This window comes from Streptomyces sp. NPDC002209 (assembly GCF_042890265.1).
Classification (GTDB): domain Bacteria; phylum Actinomycetota; class Actinomycetes; order Streptomycetales; family Streptomycetaceae; genus Streptomyces.
The window spans coordinates 199385-215709 of record NZ_JBIARX010000007.1; the positions used below are offsets into that span (position 1 = coordinate 199385).

Below are 16325 nucleotides of genomic sequence, written 5' to 3' on the forward strand. Positions count from 1 at the left end.
GGTTCGGCCGTGGCGGTGCAGCCGTGCCGGGTCAGCCGTTGCGGGGCCCCGGGAAGGCCCCCGAACGGGCCGCGGCCGCGGGCTGGGACTCCTCGCGCACCGGCTGCGGCGGGACCGAGCGGGCCGCCGGGACGGTGGGCAGCGGCCCCAGGGTCCGGGTGGTGGTGCCCTCGGCCAGCGGCTCCGCGGACTCCGCGGCCTGGGCCCGCCGGGCCCCGTACCGCCGGTGCACGGCCTGCTTGGTGACGCCGAGCGCGGAACCCACCGCGTCCCACGAGAAGCCGAGCGAGCGGTCGAAGTCCACCGCTGCGGTCACCAGCGTCTCGACGCTGTCCCGCAGCTCCTGCGCGAGACGGACGGTGGGCGCGGGGGCCCGGCCATAGACGACGAAGCCCGTGGAGGGACCGGAGCGGCGCGGGCGGTACACGTTGCCGAGCTGGGCGGTGAGCGTACGCAGAGCATCCACCTGCCGGCGGACCCGCTCGATGTCCCGCACCAGGAGGTGCAGGCTGGCCCGTGCTTGGGCGTCGTGGGTGGCGTGGTCGGCCATGAAGAAGCCTCTCGAACCGGTGCTGAAGAGCGGATCGGGCCGCAGACACCGTTCTCATCGCGGCCCGGTTTCGGTCAATCTCTCTTGACCAACGCGCCATACGGCACGGAAGTCACGCACCGGGGGCGTGTCGGCATATGCGAGAGGCGCGCGGGTGTCCCCACGCCCCCTGACGAGGCATCCAGGCCCCCTGAACGGCCCCGGGGGCGCCTGCGGATCGGGCCGGGCAGCCCCAACGGCGCCGGGAACATAGACTGGTGCGCTGCTGACAGCCGAGATAGCGAGGTAGGACCCCAGTGAAGCTCGTCTTCGCAGGCACCCCCGAGGTCGCCGTGCCCGCCCTGGACGCCCTCATCGCCTCCGGGCGCCACGAGGTCGCCGCCGTCGTCACCCGGCCCGACGCACCGGCCGGCCGCGGCCGCCGGCTCATCGCCAGCCCGGTCGCCGAGCGCGCCGAAGAGGCCGGCATCGAGGTCCTCAAGCCGGTCCGCCCCCGGGACCCGGAATTCCAGGCCCGGCTGCGCGAGATCGACCCGGACTGCTGCCCGGTCGTCGCGTACGGCGCGCTGATCCCCAAGAGCGCCATCGAGATCCCCCGCCACGGCTGGGTCAACCTGCACTTCTCGCTGCTGCCCGCCTGGCGCGGAGCGGCGCCCGTACAGCACTCGATCATGGCGGGGGACCAGGTCACCGGCGCCTCCACGTTCCTCATCGAGGAGGGCCTGGACTCCGGCCCCGTCTACGGGCACCTGACCGAGGAGATCCGGCCCACCGACACCAGCGGCGACCTGCTGACCCGCCTCGCCTTCGCCGGCGCCGGCCTGCTGGCCGCCACGATGGACGGCATCGAGGACGGCACCCTGCGTGCCGTCGGGCAGCCCGCCGACGGGATCTCGCTCGCCCCCAAGATCACCGTCGAGGACGCCCGGATCGACTGGAAGGCCCCCGCGATGCGCGCCGACCGCATGGTGCGCGGCTGCACGCCCGCACCCGGCGCCTGGACCGTCTTCCGCGGCGAACGGCTCAAGCTGATCTCCGTCGGCCTGGTCGCCGACCGCACGGACCTGGCCCCCGGCGAGCTCGCCCCGGCCAAGAACAACGTCTACGTCGGCACCGGCTCGCACGCCGTGGAGCTGCTCTGGGTACAGCCCCAGGGCAAGAAGCCGATGCGCGGCGCCGACTGGGCACGCGGGGTGCGGATCGCTCCCGGCGAGCGCGTCGGCGGCACGGACGTAGGCTGATCCGTACCGGAACCCTTTTTCGGGACCCACCCCCCCGGTCGCGACCGGCAACCCGTGCGGGCACCCGCCTCGCCGTCAGCAGCACCCCGTACACCCCGTACACCTCGTACACCCGTAAACCCGGAGCACCTTTCACGTGAGCGAACAGTCCCGTCCCCCGCGCAGCGACGCAGGCAAGCGGCAGGCCAAGCCGTACCGCCGCCCCAAGAAGGACCCCGTCCGGCTGCTGGCCTTCGAGGCGCTCCGGGCGGTGGACGAGCGCGACGCGTACGCGAACCTCGTCCTGCCCCCGCTGCTGCGCAAGGCCCGCCAGACGGAGGGCTTCGAGGCACGGGACGCGGCGCTGGCCACCGAGCTCGTGTACGGGACGCTGCGCCGGCAGGGCACGTACGACGCCGTCATCAAGGCCTGCATCGACCGGCCGCTGCGGGAGGTGGACCCGCCCGTGCTGGACGTGCTCTCGCTCGGCGCCCACCAACTGCTCGGGACCCGGATCCCCCCGCACGCGGCGGTGTCGGCCAGCGTGGAGCTCGCCCGGGTGGTGCTCGGCGACGGGCGCGCCAAGTTCGTGAACGCCGTGCTGCGCAAGATCGCCGCGCACGACCTGGACGGCTGGCTCGAGCGGGTGGCCCCGCCGTACGAGGAGGACGCCGAGGAGCACCTCGCGGTGTACCACTCGCACCCGAGGTGGGTCGTCAGCGCACTGTGGGACGCGCTCGGCGGCGGCCGGGCGGGCATCGAGGACCTGCTCGAAGCCGACAACGAGCGGCCCGAGGTCACGCTGGTGGCACGGCCCGGACGGTCCACCCCCGAGGAACTGCTCGAGGCGGTCGGCGAGGACTCGGCGCTGCCGGGGCGCTGGTCGCCGTACGCCGTCCGGATGGCCGAGGGCGGCGAGCCCGGAGCGCTGGAGGCCGTCCGCGACGGCCGCGCCGGCGTCCAGGACGAGGGCAGCCAGCTGGTGGCGATGGCCCTCGCAGCCGCGCCGGTCGAGGGCCGCGACGAGCGCTGGCTGGACGGCTGCGCGGGACCCGGCGGCAAGGCGGCCCTGCTGGGCGCCCTGGCGGCGCAGCGCGGGGCGTTCCTGCTGGCCTCCGAAAAGCAGCCGCACCGGGCACGGCTCGTGGAGCGCGCCCTGGCCGGCAACCCCGGCCCCTACCAGGTCATCGCGGCGGACGGCACCCGGCCGCCGTGGCGGCCGGGCTCCTTCGACCGGGTCCTGATGGACGTCCCGTGCTCCGGCCTGGGCGCGCTGCGCCGCCGCCCGGAGGCGCGGTGGCGCCGCCGCCCCGAGGACCTGGAAGGCTTCGCCCCGCTGCAGCGCGCACTGCTGCGGGAGGCGCTGTCCGCCGTCCGGGTGGGCGGCGTCGTGGGCTACGCCACGTGCTCCCCGCACCTGGCGGAGACCCGGGTGGTCGTGGACGACGTCCTGCGCGGCCGCGGCGCGGGCGCCTCGCCGGTGGATGCCGAACTGATCGACGCCAGGCCGTACATGGCGGGTGTCCCGGCCCTCGGCGACGGCCCGGACGTCCAGCTGTGGCCGCACCTGCACGGCACGGACGCGATGTACCTGGCACTGATCCGGCGTACGGGCTGACGGGGCGGGCCCGGCAGGCTCATCGGCAGAAGCCCTTGTCCACCACGGCCTCCACGCGATGGGCCGCCGCCTCGTCCTTCGCCATGACGGTCACGGCGACGGAGACGGCGCGGCCGTCGTCGGTGGCGCCCCCGCGGGTCTCGTACCCCGGAATGTCGCCGCCGTGGCCCCAGTACACCCCGTCGCAGGACAGTGGCCTGCTGACCAGGCCCAGCCCGTAGCGGGCCCCGCGGCCGAGGTACTCGGCGGGGACGGTGGTGCGCATCTGGGCGAGCTGTTCGGGGGCGAGGAGGCGGCCGCCGAGCAGGGCGCCGTGGAACCGGTTGACGTCGCTGTTGGTGGAGATCAGCTGGCCAGCCGCCCAGCCCCAGCCGGGTCCATCTCGGTGTACTCCTCCAGCGGACCGTCGGGCGCCGGGCGGGGGCGGGGGCGGTGCGCGGGGTCCGCGTGCGCGGGGTCGGGTGGGCCGGGCGGGGTCCGGGGCCGGGGCCTGTGGGCTCGGGGTCGGGAGGGGCGAGCGGGACGCCGGGGGCGGGGTCCGTGTGCTCGGTGTCGGTGGAGTGTCCGGGGGTTTCCCGGCAGTCCACTGTCCTTCCGTGTCGTGCCGGTCCCTCAAGGGCGCTCCCTGCGGTCGCGTCGCTTCGCGATGTCGCTGCGCTCCACCCTTGACCGACCGGCCCGCCCCGGAATGCCATAAGACTGCCGGGAAGCCCCCGAAGGAACGGTCAGGGGGTTCGTGTTCCGATTGGCCCCGATCAGAGATCCCGGGCGGGGCCCCGGTCATCCGGAGTCCGCTCACCAGAACCACAGAGCCAGGCCGGTGACGGGGCCAGGGGGAGGGCACGGTCCCCTGAAGGGCCCAGATGAAGCCCTTTCCGGGTCCAGGCAGGGTCAACCTGCACCAGACAGCGATGAGATGACGATGCGGTGAGGGGTGGGCCCGCACACGCCCCAGATCGCTACGCGCTCCTCATCTCTCAGCGTCCGACGGCCGTCTGGGGCTGGACATAGGCCGCCCAGACGCCTCCCATGGGCAGCTTTTCGCGCGTCTGCACGCTATGTGGGGCGTAAGGAGGGTGAGAGGGAGCCTGATGCCGGATTTCTCAACCTCCCACTCCGGCAGGGCGTCTTCTGGCGCTCAACTGGCGGATGAAAGGGGCAAACGACCCGCTGTCGCATGCCCGGCCGGTCCTCGGCCGGTCGTGGGCGGCTTATGTCCAGCCGAGGGCGGGCTGCGGACGCCAAACCAGGCGGAGCGCGTAGCGATTCGATGCGTCCACGGGCCAGCTGGCACTGGATCGTCATCTCATCGCTGTCTGGTGCAGGTTGACCCTGCCAGGGTCCGGAAAGGGCTTCCTCTGGGCCCTTCAGGGAGCCCTTCCCCTCCCCGCGCACCCTTACCGGCTGGGCTCTGTGGCCCTGGTGAACTGGGTGCGGAGGGACAGGGGATGCCGGTCCGCATCTCTGATCGGGGCCAATCGGAATCCGAACCCCCTGGCCATCCTTCGGGGGCTTCCCGACAGTCTTTGGCATTCCGGGGCGGGCCGGTCGGTCAAGGGTGGCCGAAGGCCATCGCGAAGCGACGCGACGACGAAGGAGGAGCGCCCTTGAGGGACCGGCACGACACGGAAGGACAGTGGACTGGCGGGACGCCCCCGGACACACTCCGACACCGAGTCGACGGACCCCGCCCCCTGGCCCCCGGTGCGCTCCACTGACGCCGAGTGCACGGAGCCCGCCCCTGGCCTCCGATGCATTCCTGCTGACCCCGAGCACACGGACTCCGCCCTCTGCCCCCGATCCGCCCTCCCGGCGCCGTGCACACAGACCCGCCGAACCCAGCCCCCGATGCGTGGGTCGACGCCGCGTGTGTGGCTCGGCCCGTGGTCCCCCGTCCGGTATGCCTGCTCCCGTGTGTGCGGCTCCGGCCTGTCGTCTCCTGTCCGGTTTGCCGGCCCCCGCGTGAGTGGCTGCCGTCCACCGTCCCCCGTCCGGTCTGTCTGCTCCCGGGCGGGTGGCTGCCGTCCGCCGTCCCCCGCCCAGTCCGTCCGCTCCCGGGCGCGTGGCTCCGGCCCGCCGTCCCCCGCCCGGTCCGTCCGCTCCCGGGCGCGTGGCTCCCGTCCACCGTCCCCCGCCCAGTCCGTCCGCTCCCGCGTGCGTGGCTCCCGCCCGTCGCCCCCACCCCGCCCACCCCCGCTCGACCTCACACCCCCTCCACCCGCCTCCGTACCGGCGACAGGGACAGCGGGAGCCAGGCCAGGGCCATGATCGTGGCTCCCGTCCAGAGGGTGGTGTGGAGGGTCGTGAGGTCCGTCAGGAGGCCCGACAGGGCCGCGCCCAGGGCCATGGCGCCGGTCAGCATGAAGCGGAAGGTGGCGTTCATGCGGCCCAGCAGGGCGTGCGGGGTCAGGTGCTGGCGGAGGCTGACGGCCAGGACGTTGTTCGAGCCGATCTTCATCATGGCCAGCAGCCACCCGGCCCCCGCCACCCAGAGCCAGACCCCGCGGTCGAGCAGGGGCACCATCAGGGTCGCCGGGGTCAGGCTCAGGACCAGGGCGCGGCCGTAGCCCACGCGGGCCGCGAAGGGCCGGGCCAGCCGGGCGCCCAGGAGCAGTCCCATGCCGCCCGCGGCCCAGAACAGGCCGAGGGCGGCCGGGGACAGCCCGAGCTCCCGTACGAAGAGCACCGGAAGCATGGTGTTGATGATCGCGCCGCCCAGGTTGCTGAGGGAGGCGTTGAGTGCCAGGGCCCGCAGCTCGGGGTGGCCCAGTACGTGCCGCAGCCCCTCCCGGATCTGGGCCCGCAGCGGTGTCCGGTCGGCGGCCGGCGGGGCCGGGGCGGTGCCCATGCCGGTCAGGCGGAGCGCGGAGGCGAGGTACGCGGCCGCGGCGAAGGCCAGCGCGAGGGGGGCCGAGAGGGCGGCGACCAGGGCTCCGCCCGCCCCGCGGCCGGCGATGTTGGCGACGGCCATCAGGGTGACGATGGCCGCGTTGGCCCGGACCAGCCCCGCGCGGCCGATCAGCCGGGGCAGCACGCTCTGTGCGCCGACCTCCGAGAAGACGGTGGCGCAGCCGCCGAGGAGCACGGCGGCGTACAGCTGCGCGAGCGTGAGTGCGTCCAGCCACCAGGCGAGGGGGAGCGAGGCGAAGAGGGCCGCGCGCGCGAGGTCCGCGGCGACGAGGACCCGGCGGGTGCGCAGGCGGTCCACCCACGCGCCGGCCGGCAGCCCGATGAGGAGGAACGCGGTGGTGGACAGCGCGGCGAGGGTGCCGACCTGGCCGGCGGTCGCGTCGAGGGCGGTGAGGGCGAGCAGCGGGACGGCCACGTGGCCGGTGTTGGTGCCGAGCTGGCTGAGGGTGGTGGCGGAGAAGAGGGTGCGGAAGTCCTTGGTGCGCCAGGGCGAGGTGTCGGTGGTCCCGGACGCTGCTTCGGTCTCGGTGGCGGGTGTCATGCAGAGAACCGTGCCGGAAGACGATCTATTAGAACAAATTAATTGTTCTCCGGGATCGGTTAAGTGTTGCTACGAACGTCTCGAGTTCCGGGGTCGTGGCCGGAAGTGCGCGCAGGCATGGCAGGCTTGGGGCATGGCCGCTCAGATTTATCCCAGCATCCTGTCCGCCGACTTCGCGCGCCTCGCCGACGAGGTGAAGGCCGTGGAGGGGGCCGACTGGCTGCATGTCGACGTCATGGACAACCATTTCGTCCCCAACCTCACCCTCGGTATGCCGGTCGTGGAGTCCCTGAGCCGCGCCACGGACATTCCGCTGGATCTGCACCTCATGATCGAGGACCCGGACCGCTGGGCCCCGCAGTACGTCGAGGCCGGAGCCGGGTCGGTCACCTTCCACGCCGAAGCCGCCGCCGCGCCCGTGCGGCTCGCGCGGGAGATCCGGGCCAAGGGGGCGCGGGCGTCGATGGCGCTCAAGCCCGCCACGCCGATCGAGCAGTACGAGGACATCCTCCCCGAGCTCGACATGCTGCTGATCATGACGGTCGAGCCGGGCTTCGGCGGCCAGCCCTTTCTCGACATCATGCTCCCCAAGATCCGCCGTACCCGGGAGCTGATCGCCAAGCACGGACTGGAGCTGTGGCTCCAGGTCGACGGCGGGGTCTCGGCCACGACGATCGAGAGGTGTGCCGAGGCCGGCGCCGACGTGTTCGTCGCGGGAAGCGCGGTCTACGGGGCCGTCGACCCGGCCGCCGCCGTACGTACCCTGCGGGAGCAGGCGGACGTCGCGATCGCCGCGGCGCCCTGGGCCTGCGACCACTGAAACAAGGGTTGGTGAACAGCTCGGTGAACGGAAGCTGTCCAGGCTGATCAACGGCCGCCGGATCTGACAGGATGAACGGCGAGTCGAGAGTGTGAACAGCAGTGAGGAGAACGCGGTGTCTGCAATGTCGGCGGGACGGTCAGCCCTGCGGATGGGACCCGCGGAGCTGGTGCAGGCGGCGGCCATGGCCCGCCGCTTCTACCTGGAGGGCAAGTCCAAGATCCAGATCGCCGAGGAGTTCGGCGTGAGCCGCTTCAAGGTGGCCCGGGTCCTGGAGACCGCCCTCGAGCGCGACCTCGTGCGGATCGAGATCCGGGTACCCGCCGAGCTCGATGCGGAGCGGTCCGACGCGCTGCGGGCCCGGTACGGGCTCCGGCACGCCGTGGTGGTCGAATCCCCGGCGGACGCGACCGAGGACGCCCCGGATCCGGAGAACCTGGGCGCGGTCGCCGCCGACCTGCTCGGCGAGCTGGTCAACGAGGGCGACGTACTGGGCCTGGCCTGGGGGCGGTCGACCATCCACATGGCCGCCTCCCTGCACCGGCTCCCGCAGTGCACCGTGGTGCAGCTGACGGGTGTGTACGACGCCGGTACGGCCGAGCGCGGCTCCGTGGAGGCCGTACGGCGGGCCGCCCAGGTCTCGGGTGGTGACGCGCACCCGATCTACGCGCCGATGCTGCTCCCCGACCCGGCGACGGCGGCCGCGCTGCGGAACCAGACGGGGATCGCCCGGGCCTTCGAGTACTTCGACAAGGTGACCGTCGCGGCGGTGTCGATCGGCTCCTGGGAGCCGGGGATCTCGACCGTCCACGACATGCTCACGGACGAGGAGCGGGCGCACTACGCCTCGCTGGGCGTCGCCGCCGAAATGTCCGCCCACCTGTTCGACTCCGAGGGTCGGCGCGTGGGACGGGACCTCGGTGAGCGCTGCATCACGGTCGAGGCGGACCGGCTGCGCCGGATCCCCGAGGTCGTGGCGATCGCGGGCGGGCTGCGCAAGGCCTCCGCGATCGGGGCGGTGCTCCGTTCCGGCCTGGTGACCAGCCTGGTCACGGACACGGCGGTCGCGGACTATCTGCTCACCGAGTCGGCCCCGGGGCTGCGGCCGGCGCTTGAGCGGGCCGACCCGGACGACTGATCCGGCGCTGCGGGTCCCGCGGCGGGCGCCGTGGGACCTCGTGAGGCCGATGGTGCCGCAATTGAGATCCGAACAGCGGGCCGTGCGGCGGCCTGTGGGGCGCATACTGGTCTCAATGACAAAGTCAGCAGTACCTCGCCGCCATTTGCCGTCCAGCCCGTTCAAGGCCCCCGTGGAACCGCCGCTCCGGCAGTTCAGCGTCGGCGACCGGGTCTCTCACGATGAGCACGGCCTCGGCCGTGTCGTCGGTATCGAGGAGGGGATCGCTGTCCTGGTCGACTTCGGGTCGGTCCAGAAGAGAATTCTGAGTCCTTACACCAAGATGGCCGCCCTCTGAGGGTGCCGCCGTCGCGGAGACCGTTACCGCGCGATTCGCGAGCGAATCGGATATTTGGCACGATCGGTGCATGATCTTCAGGGACGTGCCCCGGTCGTTGCTGCGTTGTGTCGTGGGGGCGGTGTTCCTTTGCGTTGCGCTGGTCGGCGTGGCGGGGTGCGGTGGGGAGAAGGCCGCGCCGTCCGCCGCGGCCGGGGTGAGTTCAGGGGCTGATGCCCCCGCGCCCGTCTGGGCCAAGGGGATGGCCGCCGTACGGGCCGATGCGCTGCCTTCGCAGGCGCGGGACGTGCTCGTACTCATCGACAAGGGCGGGCCGTATCCGTACCGGCAGGACGGGACCGTCTTCGGGAACTTCGAGAAGGTCCTCCCGCAGCAGAAGCGCGGCTACTACCACGAGTTCACGGTGAAGACACCGGGAGAGCGCGACCGCGGGGCCCGGCGGATCGTGACCGGTGAGGGTGGGGAGTTCTTCTACACGGACGACCACTACGACACGTTCAAGGCGGTTCTGCGATGACCCTGGACCCGCAGCCGCTCGCCCCGGCGGTCGCCGCCGCCGAGAAGGCGGGCTGGACGACCCTACGGGTGGACCTGGCCGGTGTGCGCAGCAAGGCCGAGCTGATGCGGCGGTGGGGGGCGGCGCTGGCCGTGCCGGCGTGGTTCGGGGGGAACTGGGACGCGTTGGCCGATGCGCTGATCGACCTGTCGTGGTTGCCGCGGGCGCCGGGGCGGCTGGTGGCGGTGACGTCGTGGTCCTCGTACGCGGGGGCGCGGCCGGGGGACTGGGAGACGCTGCAGGAGGTCCTGGAGGGGGCGGTGGAGTACTGGCGCGACGCCGAGGAGGGGGCCTTGGCCGTCGTGCTGGCCGAGCCGCCGCCCGCCGGATGAGGGCCCGGACACGGCTGTGGGGGCGCAGGCTCTGCCTCCGCCCCCACGGGGACTAGCTCTTCGGGATCCACGGGGGTGTTTGGCCCCAGGACCAGACCGGGATCTTCGCCGCGTCCACCGGCGGGGGGTTGGGGCCCGAGTAGATCAGGGCCATGCGGGTGCCCCATTCGATGTAGTAGGCGAACACCGCCCGGAACTCGGGGTCCGTCGGGAGGCCGACCTCGTCGGCCGTGTCCATCAGCAGGTCCACCCAGCGGCGGCGCTGCTTCTCGGTGATGCCGCGGCCCAGGTGCTTGGTGGCCATGTGCTGGTGGCCGCCGTGGTGGGCCGTGTACTCCGCCGGGCCGCCGAAGACCTCCGACAGCCAGACGGCGACGTGCTGGGGGTGCTCCGAGTCCATGCCCGCGAAGACCGGGGCCAGGATCTCGTCCTGCAGGGCGTGCGCGTAGAAGGCGTCCGTGAGGCGGTTCATCGCCTCCGCTCCGCCCATCCACTCGTAGATGGTGGGAGTGGTGCCGGGTGTGGTGCTCATGACTGGGGTGCGGCCTTTCCGGGGCCGGCCACGTCGGTGACGCGGTAGTGCTGCATCTCCTCGATGGCCTTCACGTACGGGCGGATCGCGCTGAAGAACGCCGGGAAGTGCTCGCCCTTGCGGAATCCGTTGAGGTGGGCGTCGACCGACGTCCAGCGGATGCGCAGGATGTAGCGCTCCCGGTCGTTCTCCTCCTCGCAGCGGGCCAGCTCGTAGTCGATGCACTCGGGTGACGCGGCCAGGGCCTCAGCGGCCTGGCGGTACGAGTCCTCGAAGGCCTGCTGGTCGTCCAATGCGATCCGGTAGCGGATGTATTCGACGGTGGTGGTCATGGGGCGTGCCTCTCCCTGTGATCGGGTGCCGGTCGGCTCGCTGTCAGACTTGCGTGATCATGCCCGGGTGGGGAGGACTTTCCTCATTCCGACCCAGACTTCTGGGAGTCCGTGGTGTCGGAGGCCTCGGACGCGTCCGAGACGTCGGGGCCGGCCGCGCGGACCTGCCGGACCTTGGCCAGCGAGTCGCGGAGCTCGGTCAGCCACTCGTCCGTGTTGCGGCCGACGAGGCGGACGCACCAGGCGAGGGCGTCGGCCCGGCTGCGGGCGACGCCGCCCGCGACCAGGGTGTCGAGGACCTGGCGCTCCGGCTGGCGCAGGCGCGTCATCACCGGGACCGCCAGGTGCGTGAACAGGACGCGGTCGTCGCCGGACTGGACGGCCCAGGCGACCTTGCGGCGGTAGAGCTCCTCCGCCTCCCGCGCCACCTCGATGCGCTGCTCGCGGGTGCGCTCGCGGAACTCCTTGACGGATTCGGTCGCCGGGATGGCCCCGACGACCGTGATCTCCTCGCGGTCGACCGCCACGTCGACCAGGGACTCGTACACGTCCACCGGAAGGCGGTCCGCGAACCACTGGCGAAGCTGCTCGCTCTGCTCGGATGTAATCATGTAATCAACGTTGCATCCGGCGGCCGCTTGATCGCAAGCGATTCGCGTTCGCTCTCAGCCCAGCGCCCTCAGCCCATAGAGCGGTAGCGGTGGATCAGCGAGACCGCCATGGCTCCCTCGCCCACGCCCGACGCCACGCGCTTGACCGAGTGTGCCCGGACGTCGCCGGCCGCGAAGACGCCCGGGACGCTGGTCTCGAGCGGGTACGGGGCGCGCTCCAGGCTCCACTCCGCCGGGAGTTCCCCGCCGTTCGCGATCAGGTCCGACCCGGTGAGCACGAAGCCGTACTCGTCGCGTTCGACCACGCCCGACAGCCAGTCGGTGTGCGGGCGGGCGCCGATGAAGGTGAACATGAAGCGGGCCGGGACCTGCGTGTCCTCGCCCGTCGTCGAGTCGTGGAGCGTCAGCTTCTCCAGGTGCTCGTCGCCGTCCAGCCGGACCACCGTCGTACGGACCTTGACCTCGATGTTCGGGGTGCGGTCGATCTCGTCGATCAGGTAGCGGGACATGCTCGCGTCCAGGGACTCGGCGCGGACCAGGATGGTCACCCTGGCCGCGTACTTGGCGAAGTGCACCGCAGCCTGGCCGGCCGAGTTCGCGCCGCCCACGATGAACACGTGCTGGGAGATGCACGCCGAGCTCTCGGTGGTGGCCGCGCCGTAGTAGAGCCCGGCGCCCTCGAAGCGGTCCGCGCCGGGGGCCTCCAGGCGGTTGTACGAGACCCCCGTGGCCAGCAGCACCGTCTCGGCGCTGATCTCCGTTCCGTCGGCCAGCGTCAGGATCTTCGCCGGGTCGTCCCGGGTCAGCGAGACCACCTCCACCGGGTGCAGGATCTCGGCGCCGAAGCGGGAGGCCTGGATGGTGGCGCGGCGGGTCAGGTCGCCGCCGGAGAGGCCCGAGGGGAAGCCGAGGTAGTTCTCGATCAGGCTGGAGGTGCCGGCCTGGCCGCCCGGGGCGCGGGAGTCCAGCATCAGCGTCGAGAGGCCCTCCGAGGCCGCGTACACGCCGGCCGCCAGGCCCGCCGGTCCCGCGCCGACGATGACGCACTCGTAGTGCGGGCGGGAGGCGGTGGTGGCCAGCCCCAGCCGCCGGGCGAGCTCGGTGTCGGAGGGCGCGGAGAGGACCGTCCCGTCCGGGAAGCGGACGAGGGGGAGCGCCGCATCGGGCTGGGCGGCGATCAGGGTCAGGGCTTCGGGGTCGCGCTCGACGTTGAGGAAGCGGAACGGCTGGCCGTTGCGGGTGAAGAAGTCCCGGACGGCGTGGGTGCCGGGGGAGACGAGGTGTCCGGCGACGATGATGCCGTCGTACGCGGGGCGGTAGGTGGCCAGCCAGTCCGAGAGCAGGTCGTCCAGGACCGGGAAGAGCCGTTCGTGCGGCGGGTCCCACGGCTTGAGCAGGTAGTAGTCCAGCCGGACCCGGTTGATGGCGGTGATCGCCGCGTCCGTCTCCGCGTACGCCGTGAGCAGCACCCGGCGGGCGTCGGGGAAGCGGCTGACGGCCTCGAGGAGGAACTCGACGCCGGTCACGTCGGGCATCCGCTGGTCCACGAGGAACAGCGCCGGGTCGTGGCCGCGCTCGTCGAGGGAGTCCAGGATCTTGAGGGCGTCGGCGGCGGAGGAGGCGCCGAGCACCCGGTAGCGGTCGCCGTAGGCGCTGCGCAGGTCGCGGCGTACGGCCCGCAGCACCTGGGGATCGTCGTCCACGGCCAGGATGACGGGCTTCCTGCTCTCCGCGCGCTCGGCCGCGGCCGCCGTGGCGTGGGCGGTGGCGCTCTCCGGGGCCGCGCTCATGCCGCGTCCAGCATCAGCTTGTCGGCGTAGCACCAGGCCCAGGTCTCACCGGGTTCGTGCGACGCGGCGATGGGGTGCTCGCTCCTGCGGTAGTGCTTGGTGGCGTGGCGGTTCTTGGAGGAGTCGCAGCATCCGACGTGCCCGCAGCTGAGGCACATCCTCAGGTGCACCCAGGTGTCGCCGAGGGCGAGGCACTCCTCGCAGCCCTCGGTGCCTGGCTTCACCGGACGTATCTGATCGATGTGTGTGCACAACAGGTCCGTCGTCATCGTCCCCGTCCCTCTCCTCGGTCCTTCACGCACCCGTGATTCACGGAGCGTCCAGACCATAGGTCGGTGCCCCCGTAATGGTTCACTGATTCGGCCGAAGTCAGGAAGTCCCGCGGCTACTTCATGACCTCCGGAAGCGACTACCTGAGGTGCCCGTGCGACCTGCCTTCCTACCTCACGAAGTCGCGTACGGGCGCTTTGACGCAGGCCCCGGGCGCAAGCAGTGTGGGTCACGCCAACGACAACAGGCGGCGCCTGGAGGAATCCGTGAGCAGAAAGATTCTGGTCATTGTCTCCGAACACGGTTACTGGGCCGAAGAACTGATAGGCCCCGTATCGAAGTTCGATGAGCAGGGCTACGAAGTCGTATTCGCCACGCCGACGGGAAAGCGTGCGCACGCTCTTCCGCCGAGCCTCGACGCGAACTTCATCGATCCTCCGCTGGGACGCTCGGTCACCACCGAGGAGAACGCCCGGCTGGGCCGGGAGTTCGAGCAGTCGAGCCGGCTGGACTCGCCGCTCGACATCGAGGCGTGGGTCCCCGAGCGGCCGTACACGAGTGACGAGGGCTATCTGCGCAAGCTCGAGCAGTACCACCGGGATCTGGACAAGCTCGAGGCCGACATCGCCGGCTACGACGCGGTCCTCATCGTCGGCGGCAGCGGGCCCATCGTCGACCTCGCCAACAACGAGCGCGTGCACGCCCTGATCCTGGCCTTCCAGAAGGCCGGCAAGGTCGTGGCGGCCGAGTGCTACGGCGTGGCCTGCCTGGCCTTCGCCCGGGACTGGGGCGACCGCAAGAGCATCATCTGGGGCAAGCACGTCACCGGCCACTGCAAGGAGTACGACTACAAGGACGGCACCGGATTCCTCGGTACCGACTTCAACATGGGCCCGCCGCCGTACCCGCTGGAGTACATCCTGCGCGACGCGACCGGCCCGCGCGGGGCGTACCACGGGAACTTCGGTCACCCGCTCTCGGTGATTGTCGACTACCCGTTCGTGACCGGCCGTTCCACCCCCGACTCGTATCTCACGGGGCAGAAGATCGTGGAAGTCCTGGAGGAAGGCCTCACCCGCTACGGGTGGTGATCCGGAAACCGTGAGAATGAGGGGGAATTCATGGTAGCCACTCCCGGACGGGAAAGGCTGATCGAGCAGTTCAAGGCCGACGGCCTGAATGTGATGTTCGGAAATCCGGGGACGGTGGAACAGGGATTCCTCGACGCGGTGGACGCGGCGGAGGACTTCCACTACGTCCTCGCCCTCCAGGAGACCGTGGCCGCCGGCATCGCCGACGGCTACGCCCGGGCCACCGGCGGCGCGGCCCTGCTCCAGCTGCACTCCGGAGTGGGGCTGGGCAACGGCATCGGGATGCTGTACCAGTCGCTGCGCGGCCACACCCCGCTCGTCGTGGTCGCCGGCGACGCCGGGGTCCGCTACGACGCCATGGACGCGCAGATGGCGTCCGACCTGGTGGCGATGGCGAAGCCGGTGACGAAGTACGCGACCCGGGTCACCGACCGGCACTCCGTACTGCGCACCATCCGCCGGGCGGTCAAGATCGCCCTGACCCCGCCGCGCGGCCCCGTGTTCGTGGCGCTGCCGATGGACGTGCTGGACGAGCTGAACTCGGAGCCCGTCCTGCCCGCCGCGGTGCCCCTCACGGACGTGGCGCCCTCACCCGCCTCGGTGGGGCGGGCGGCCGAGCTGCTCGCCTCCGCGGAGCGGCCCGTGGTCCTCGTGGGCGACGGGGTCTCGCTCTCCGGCGCCCAGCGCGAACTGGCCGCCGTCGCCGAGCTGCTGGGCGCCGACGTGTACGAGGTGGACTCGTCCGAGGTGAACATCGCGGCCTCGCACCCGCTGCGCCGCGGCCAGACGGGCCACATGTTCGGCCCGCACAGCAAGGAGCTCGTCGCCGGCGCGGACGGAGTGCTGATCGTCGGCACCTACGTCTTCCCGGAGGTGTTCCCCGAGCTGGAGAGCCCCTTCCGGGCCGGCGCGAAGGTCGTCCACATCGACCTGAACGCGTACGAGATCGCCAAGAACCACCCGGTGGACCTGGGCCTGGCAGCCGATCCCCGGCAGGCGCTGCGCGCGCTGGCCGGCGTACTCGAACGCCTGCTGACCCCGCAGCGGCGGGCGGCCGCGGCCGCCCGGCTCGACGACCGCACCCGCGAGCGGGCGCTGGCCGCCCGGTCGGGGGAGACCGAGCAGGACGGCACGCCGATGGCCGTCTTCCTGCGGACCCTGGCCGAGCGCACCGGCGGGGACCTGATCGTCTTCGACGAGGCGCTGACCACCTCCCCGCTGGTCACCCGGTACCTGCCTCCGGAGCGGCCGGGCGACTACCACCTCACCCGGGGCGGGTCGCTCGGCGTGGGCTTCCCGGGGGCGGTCGGGGCCAAGCTGGCCCGTCCGGACCGCCTCGTCGTCGGCTTCGCGGGCGACGGCGGGTCGATGTACACGTACCAGGCGCTGTGGACCGCGGTCCGGCACGGCATCGACGCCAAGTTCGTGGTCTGCAACAACCGCAAGTACCGGCTGCTCGACGACAACATCGCCCAGTACTGGCGGGAGCGGGACATCCCGGAGCACGGCTTCCCGGGCTCCTTCGACCTGTCCCACCCCGAGATCGACTTCGCCGGGCTGGCACGGGCGCTCGGCGCCGAGGGGATGCGGGTGGAGAAGCCGGACGAGGCGGTCGCCGCCGTCGCCCGGATGCTCGACCACCCCGGTCCCTTCCTCGTCGACGTACAGATCTGACGC

17 protein-coding genes are annotated in these 16325 nt (G+C 72.0%); 9 read left to right on the top strand and 8 right to left on the bottom strand.

All coding sequences use genetic code 11. The annotated features are described in order from the left end of the window. Window positions 1-31 precede the first annotated feature (31 nt). Entirely contained in the window at window positions 32-550 is a 519-nt protein-coding gene (locus ACFYXK_RS16850) for a hypothetical protein (protein WP_053786081.1), read from the bottom strand. A gap of 296 nt (window positions 551-846) precedes the next feature. Here ACFYXK_RS16850 and fmt point away from each other — a divergent pair, with 296 nt between their 5' ends. Both fmt and ACFYXK_RS16860 read left to right on the top strand, forming a co-directional pair. Further along, entirely contained in the window at window positions 847-1791 is a 945-nt protein-coding gene (gene fmt / locus ACFYXK_RS16855; RefSeq protein WP_389411790.1) for a methionyl-tRNA formyltransferase, read from the top strand. A 136-nt stretch (window positions 1792-1927) separates the two neighbouring features. Beyond that, window positions 1928-3388 (top strand): RsmB/NOP family class I SAM-dependent RNA methyltransferase, encoded by a 1461-nt coding sequence (locus ACFYXK_RS16860; protein WP_389411791.1) that lies wholly within the window; start codon window positions 1928-1930, stop codon window positions 3386-3388. A 19-nt stretch (window positions 3389-3407) separates the two neighbouring features. Here the strand turns inward: ACFYXK_RS16860 and ACFYXK_RS16865 are convergent, their stop codons facing one another. Beyond that, the gene (locus ACFYXK_RS16865) at window positions 3408-4172 is read right to left on the bottom strand and encodes a serine hydrolase (RefSeq protein ID WP_389411792.1); all 765 of its coding nucleotides are present in this window, start codon (window positions 4170-4172) and stop codon (window positions 3408-3410) included. A gap of 1419 nt (window positions 4173-5591) precedes the next feature. Then, window positions 5592-6839: an MFS transporter gene (locus ACFYXK_RS16870; protein WP_389411793.1), complete on the bottom strand. Its 1248-nt coding sequence runs from the start codon at window positions 6837-6839 to the stop codon at window positions 5592-5594. A gap of 133 nt (window positions 6840-6972) precedes the next feature. Here ACFYXK_RS16870 and rpe point away from each other — a divergent pair, with 133 nt between their 5' ends. From rpe to ACFYXK_RS16895, 5 genes are all read left to right on the top strand, one after another. Continuing rightward, on the top strand, window positions 6973-7659 hold the full coding sequence (gene rpe, locus ACFYXK_RS16875; RefSeq protein WP_383512045.1) for a ribulose-phosphate 3-epimerase: 687 nt from the start codon (window positions 6973-6975) through the stop codon (window positions 7657-7659). A 91-nt stretch (window positions 7660-7750) separates the two neighbouring features. Next, entirely contained in the window at window positions 7751-8797 is a 1047-nt protein-coding gene (locus tag ACFYXK_RS16880; protein WP_199828124.1) for a sugar-binding transcriptional regulator, read from the top strand. A gap of 115 nt (window positions 8798-8912) precedes the next feature. Continuing rightward, the gene (locus ACFYXK_RS16885) at window positions 8913-9134 is read left to right on the top strand and encodes a CarD family transcriptional regulator (protein WP_053788968.1); all 222 of its coding nucleotides are present in this window, start codon (window positions 8913-8915) and stop codon (window positions 9132-9134) included. 70 nt (window positions 9135-9204) lie between these two features. Further along, window positions 9205-9651: a ribonuclease domain-containing protein gene (locus tag ACFYXK_RS16890; protein ID WP_389411794.1), complete on the top strand. Its 447-nt coding sequence runs from the start codon at window positions 9205-9207 to the stop codon at window positions 9649-9651. Beyond that, window positions 9648-10022, top strand: coding sequence for a barstar family protein (locus ACFYXK_RS16895; protein ID WP_383512043.1), 375 nt, complete (start codon window positions 9648-9650; stop codon window positions 10020-10022). Before ACFYXK_RS16890 ends, ACFYXK_RS16895 begins: the two co-directional genes overlap by 4 nt. 52 nt (window positions 10023-10074) lie before the next feature. Here ACFYXK_RS16895 and ACFYXK_RS16900 read toward each other — a convergent pair whose 3' ends face one another. The 5 genes from ACFYXK_RS16900 to ACFYXK_RS16920 all read right to left on the bottom strand — a co-directional run bounded on the left by ACFYXK_RS16900 (window position 10075) and on the right by ACFYXK_RS16920 (window position 13556). Then, window positions 10075-10554, bottom strand: coding sequence for a group II truncated hemoglobin (locus tag ACFYXK_RS16900; RefSeq protein WP_383512042.1), 480 nt, complete (start codon window positions 10552-10554; stop codon window positions 10075-10077). Further along, a complete protein-coding gene (locus tag ACFYXK_RS16905) occupies window positions 10551-10886 on the bottom strand; it encodes a putative quinol monooxygenase (RefSeq protein WP_030157498.1) in 336 nt (111 codons plus the stop codon). The genes ACFYXK_RS16900 and ACFYXK_RS16905 overlap by 4 nt, the downstream gene beginning before the upstream one ends. 83 nt (window positions 10887-10969) lie before the next feature. After that, on the bottom strand, window positions 10970-11497 hold the full coding sequence (locus tag ACFYXK_RS16910) for a hypothetical protein (RefSeq protein WP_389411795.1): 528 nt from the start codon (window positions 11495-11497) through the stop codon (window positions 10970-10972). Between the two features lie 68 nt (window positions 11498-11565). After that, complete coding sequence (locus ACFYXK_RS16915; RefSeq protein ID WP_389411796.1) at window positions 11566-13287, bottom strand: FAD-dependent oxidoreductase; 1722 nt, start codon at window positions 13285-13287, stop codon at window positions 11566-11568. Further along, complete coding sequence (locus ACFYXK_RS16920; protein WP_389411797.1) at window positions 13284-13556, bottom strand: UBP-type zinc finger domain-containing protein; 273 nt, start codon at window positions 13554-13556, stop codon at window positions 13284-13286. The genes ACFYXK_RS16915 and ACFYXK_RS16920 overlap by 4 nt, the downstream gene beginning before the upstream one ends. 267 nt (window positions 13557-13823) lie before the next feature. Between ACFYXK_RS16920 and ACFYXK_RS16925 the strand changes: the two genes are divergently transcribed. Then, on the top strand, window positions 13824-14648 hold the full coding sequence (locus ACFYXK_RS16925; RefSeq protein ID WP_389411798.1) for a type 1 glutamine amidotransferase domain-containing protein: 825 nt from the start codon (window positions 13824-13826) through the stop codon (window positions 14646-14648). 30 nt (window positions 14649-14678) lie between these two features. Next, window positions 14679-16322, top strand: a complete 1644-nt coding sequence (locus tag ACFYXK_RS16930) for a thiamine pyrophosphate-binding protein (RefSeq protein ID WP_389411799.1) — start codon at window positions 14679-14681, stop codon at window positions 16320-16322. Window positions 16323-16325 lie beyond the last annotated feature (3 nt).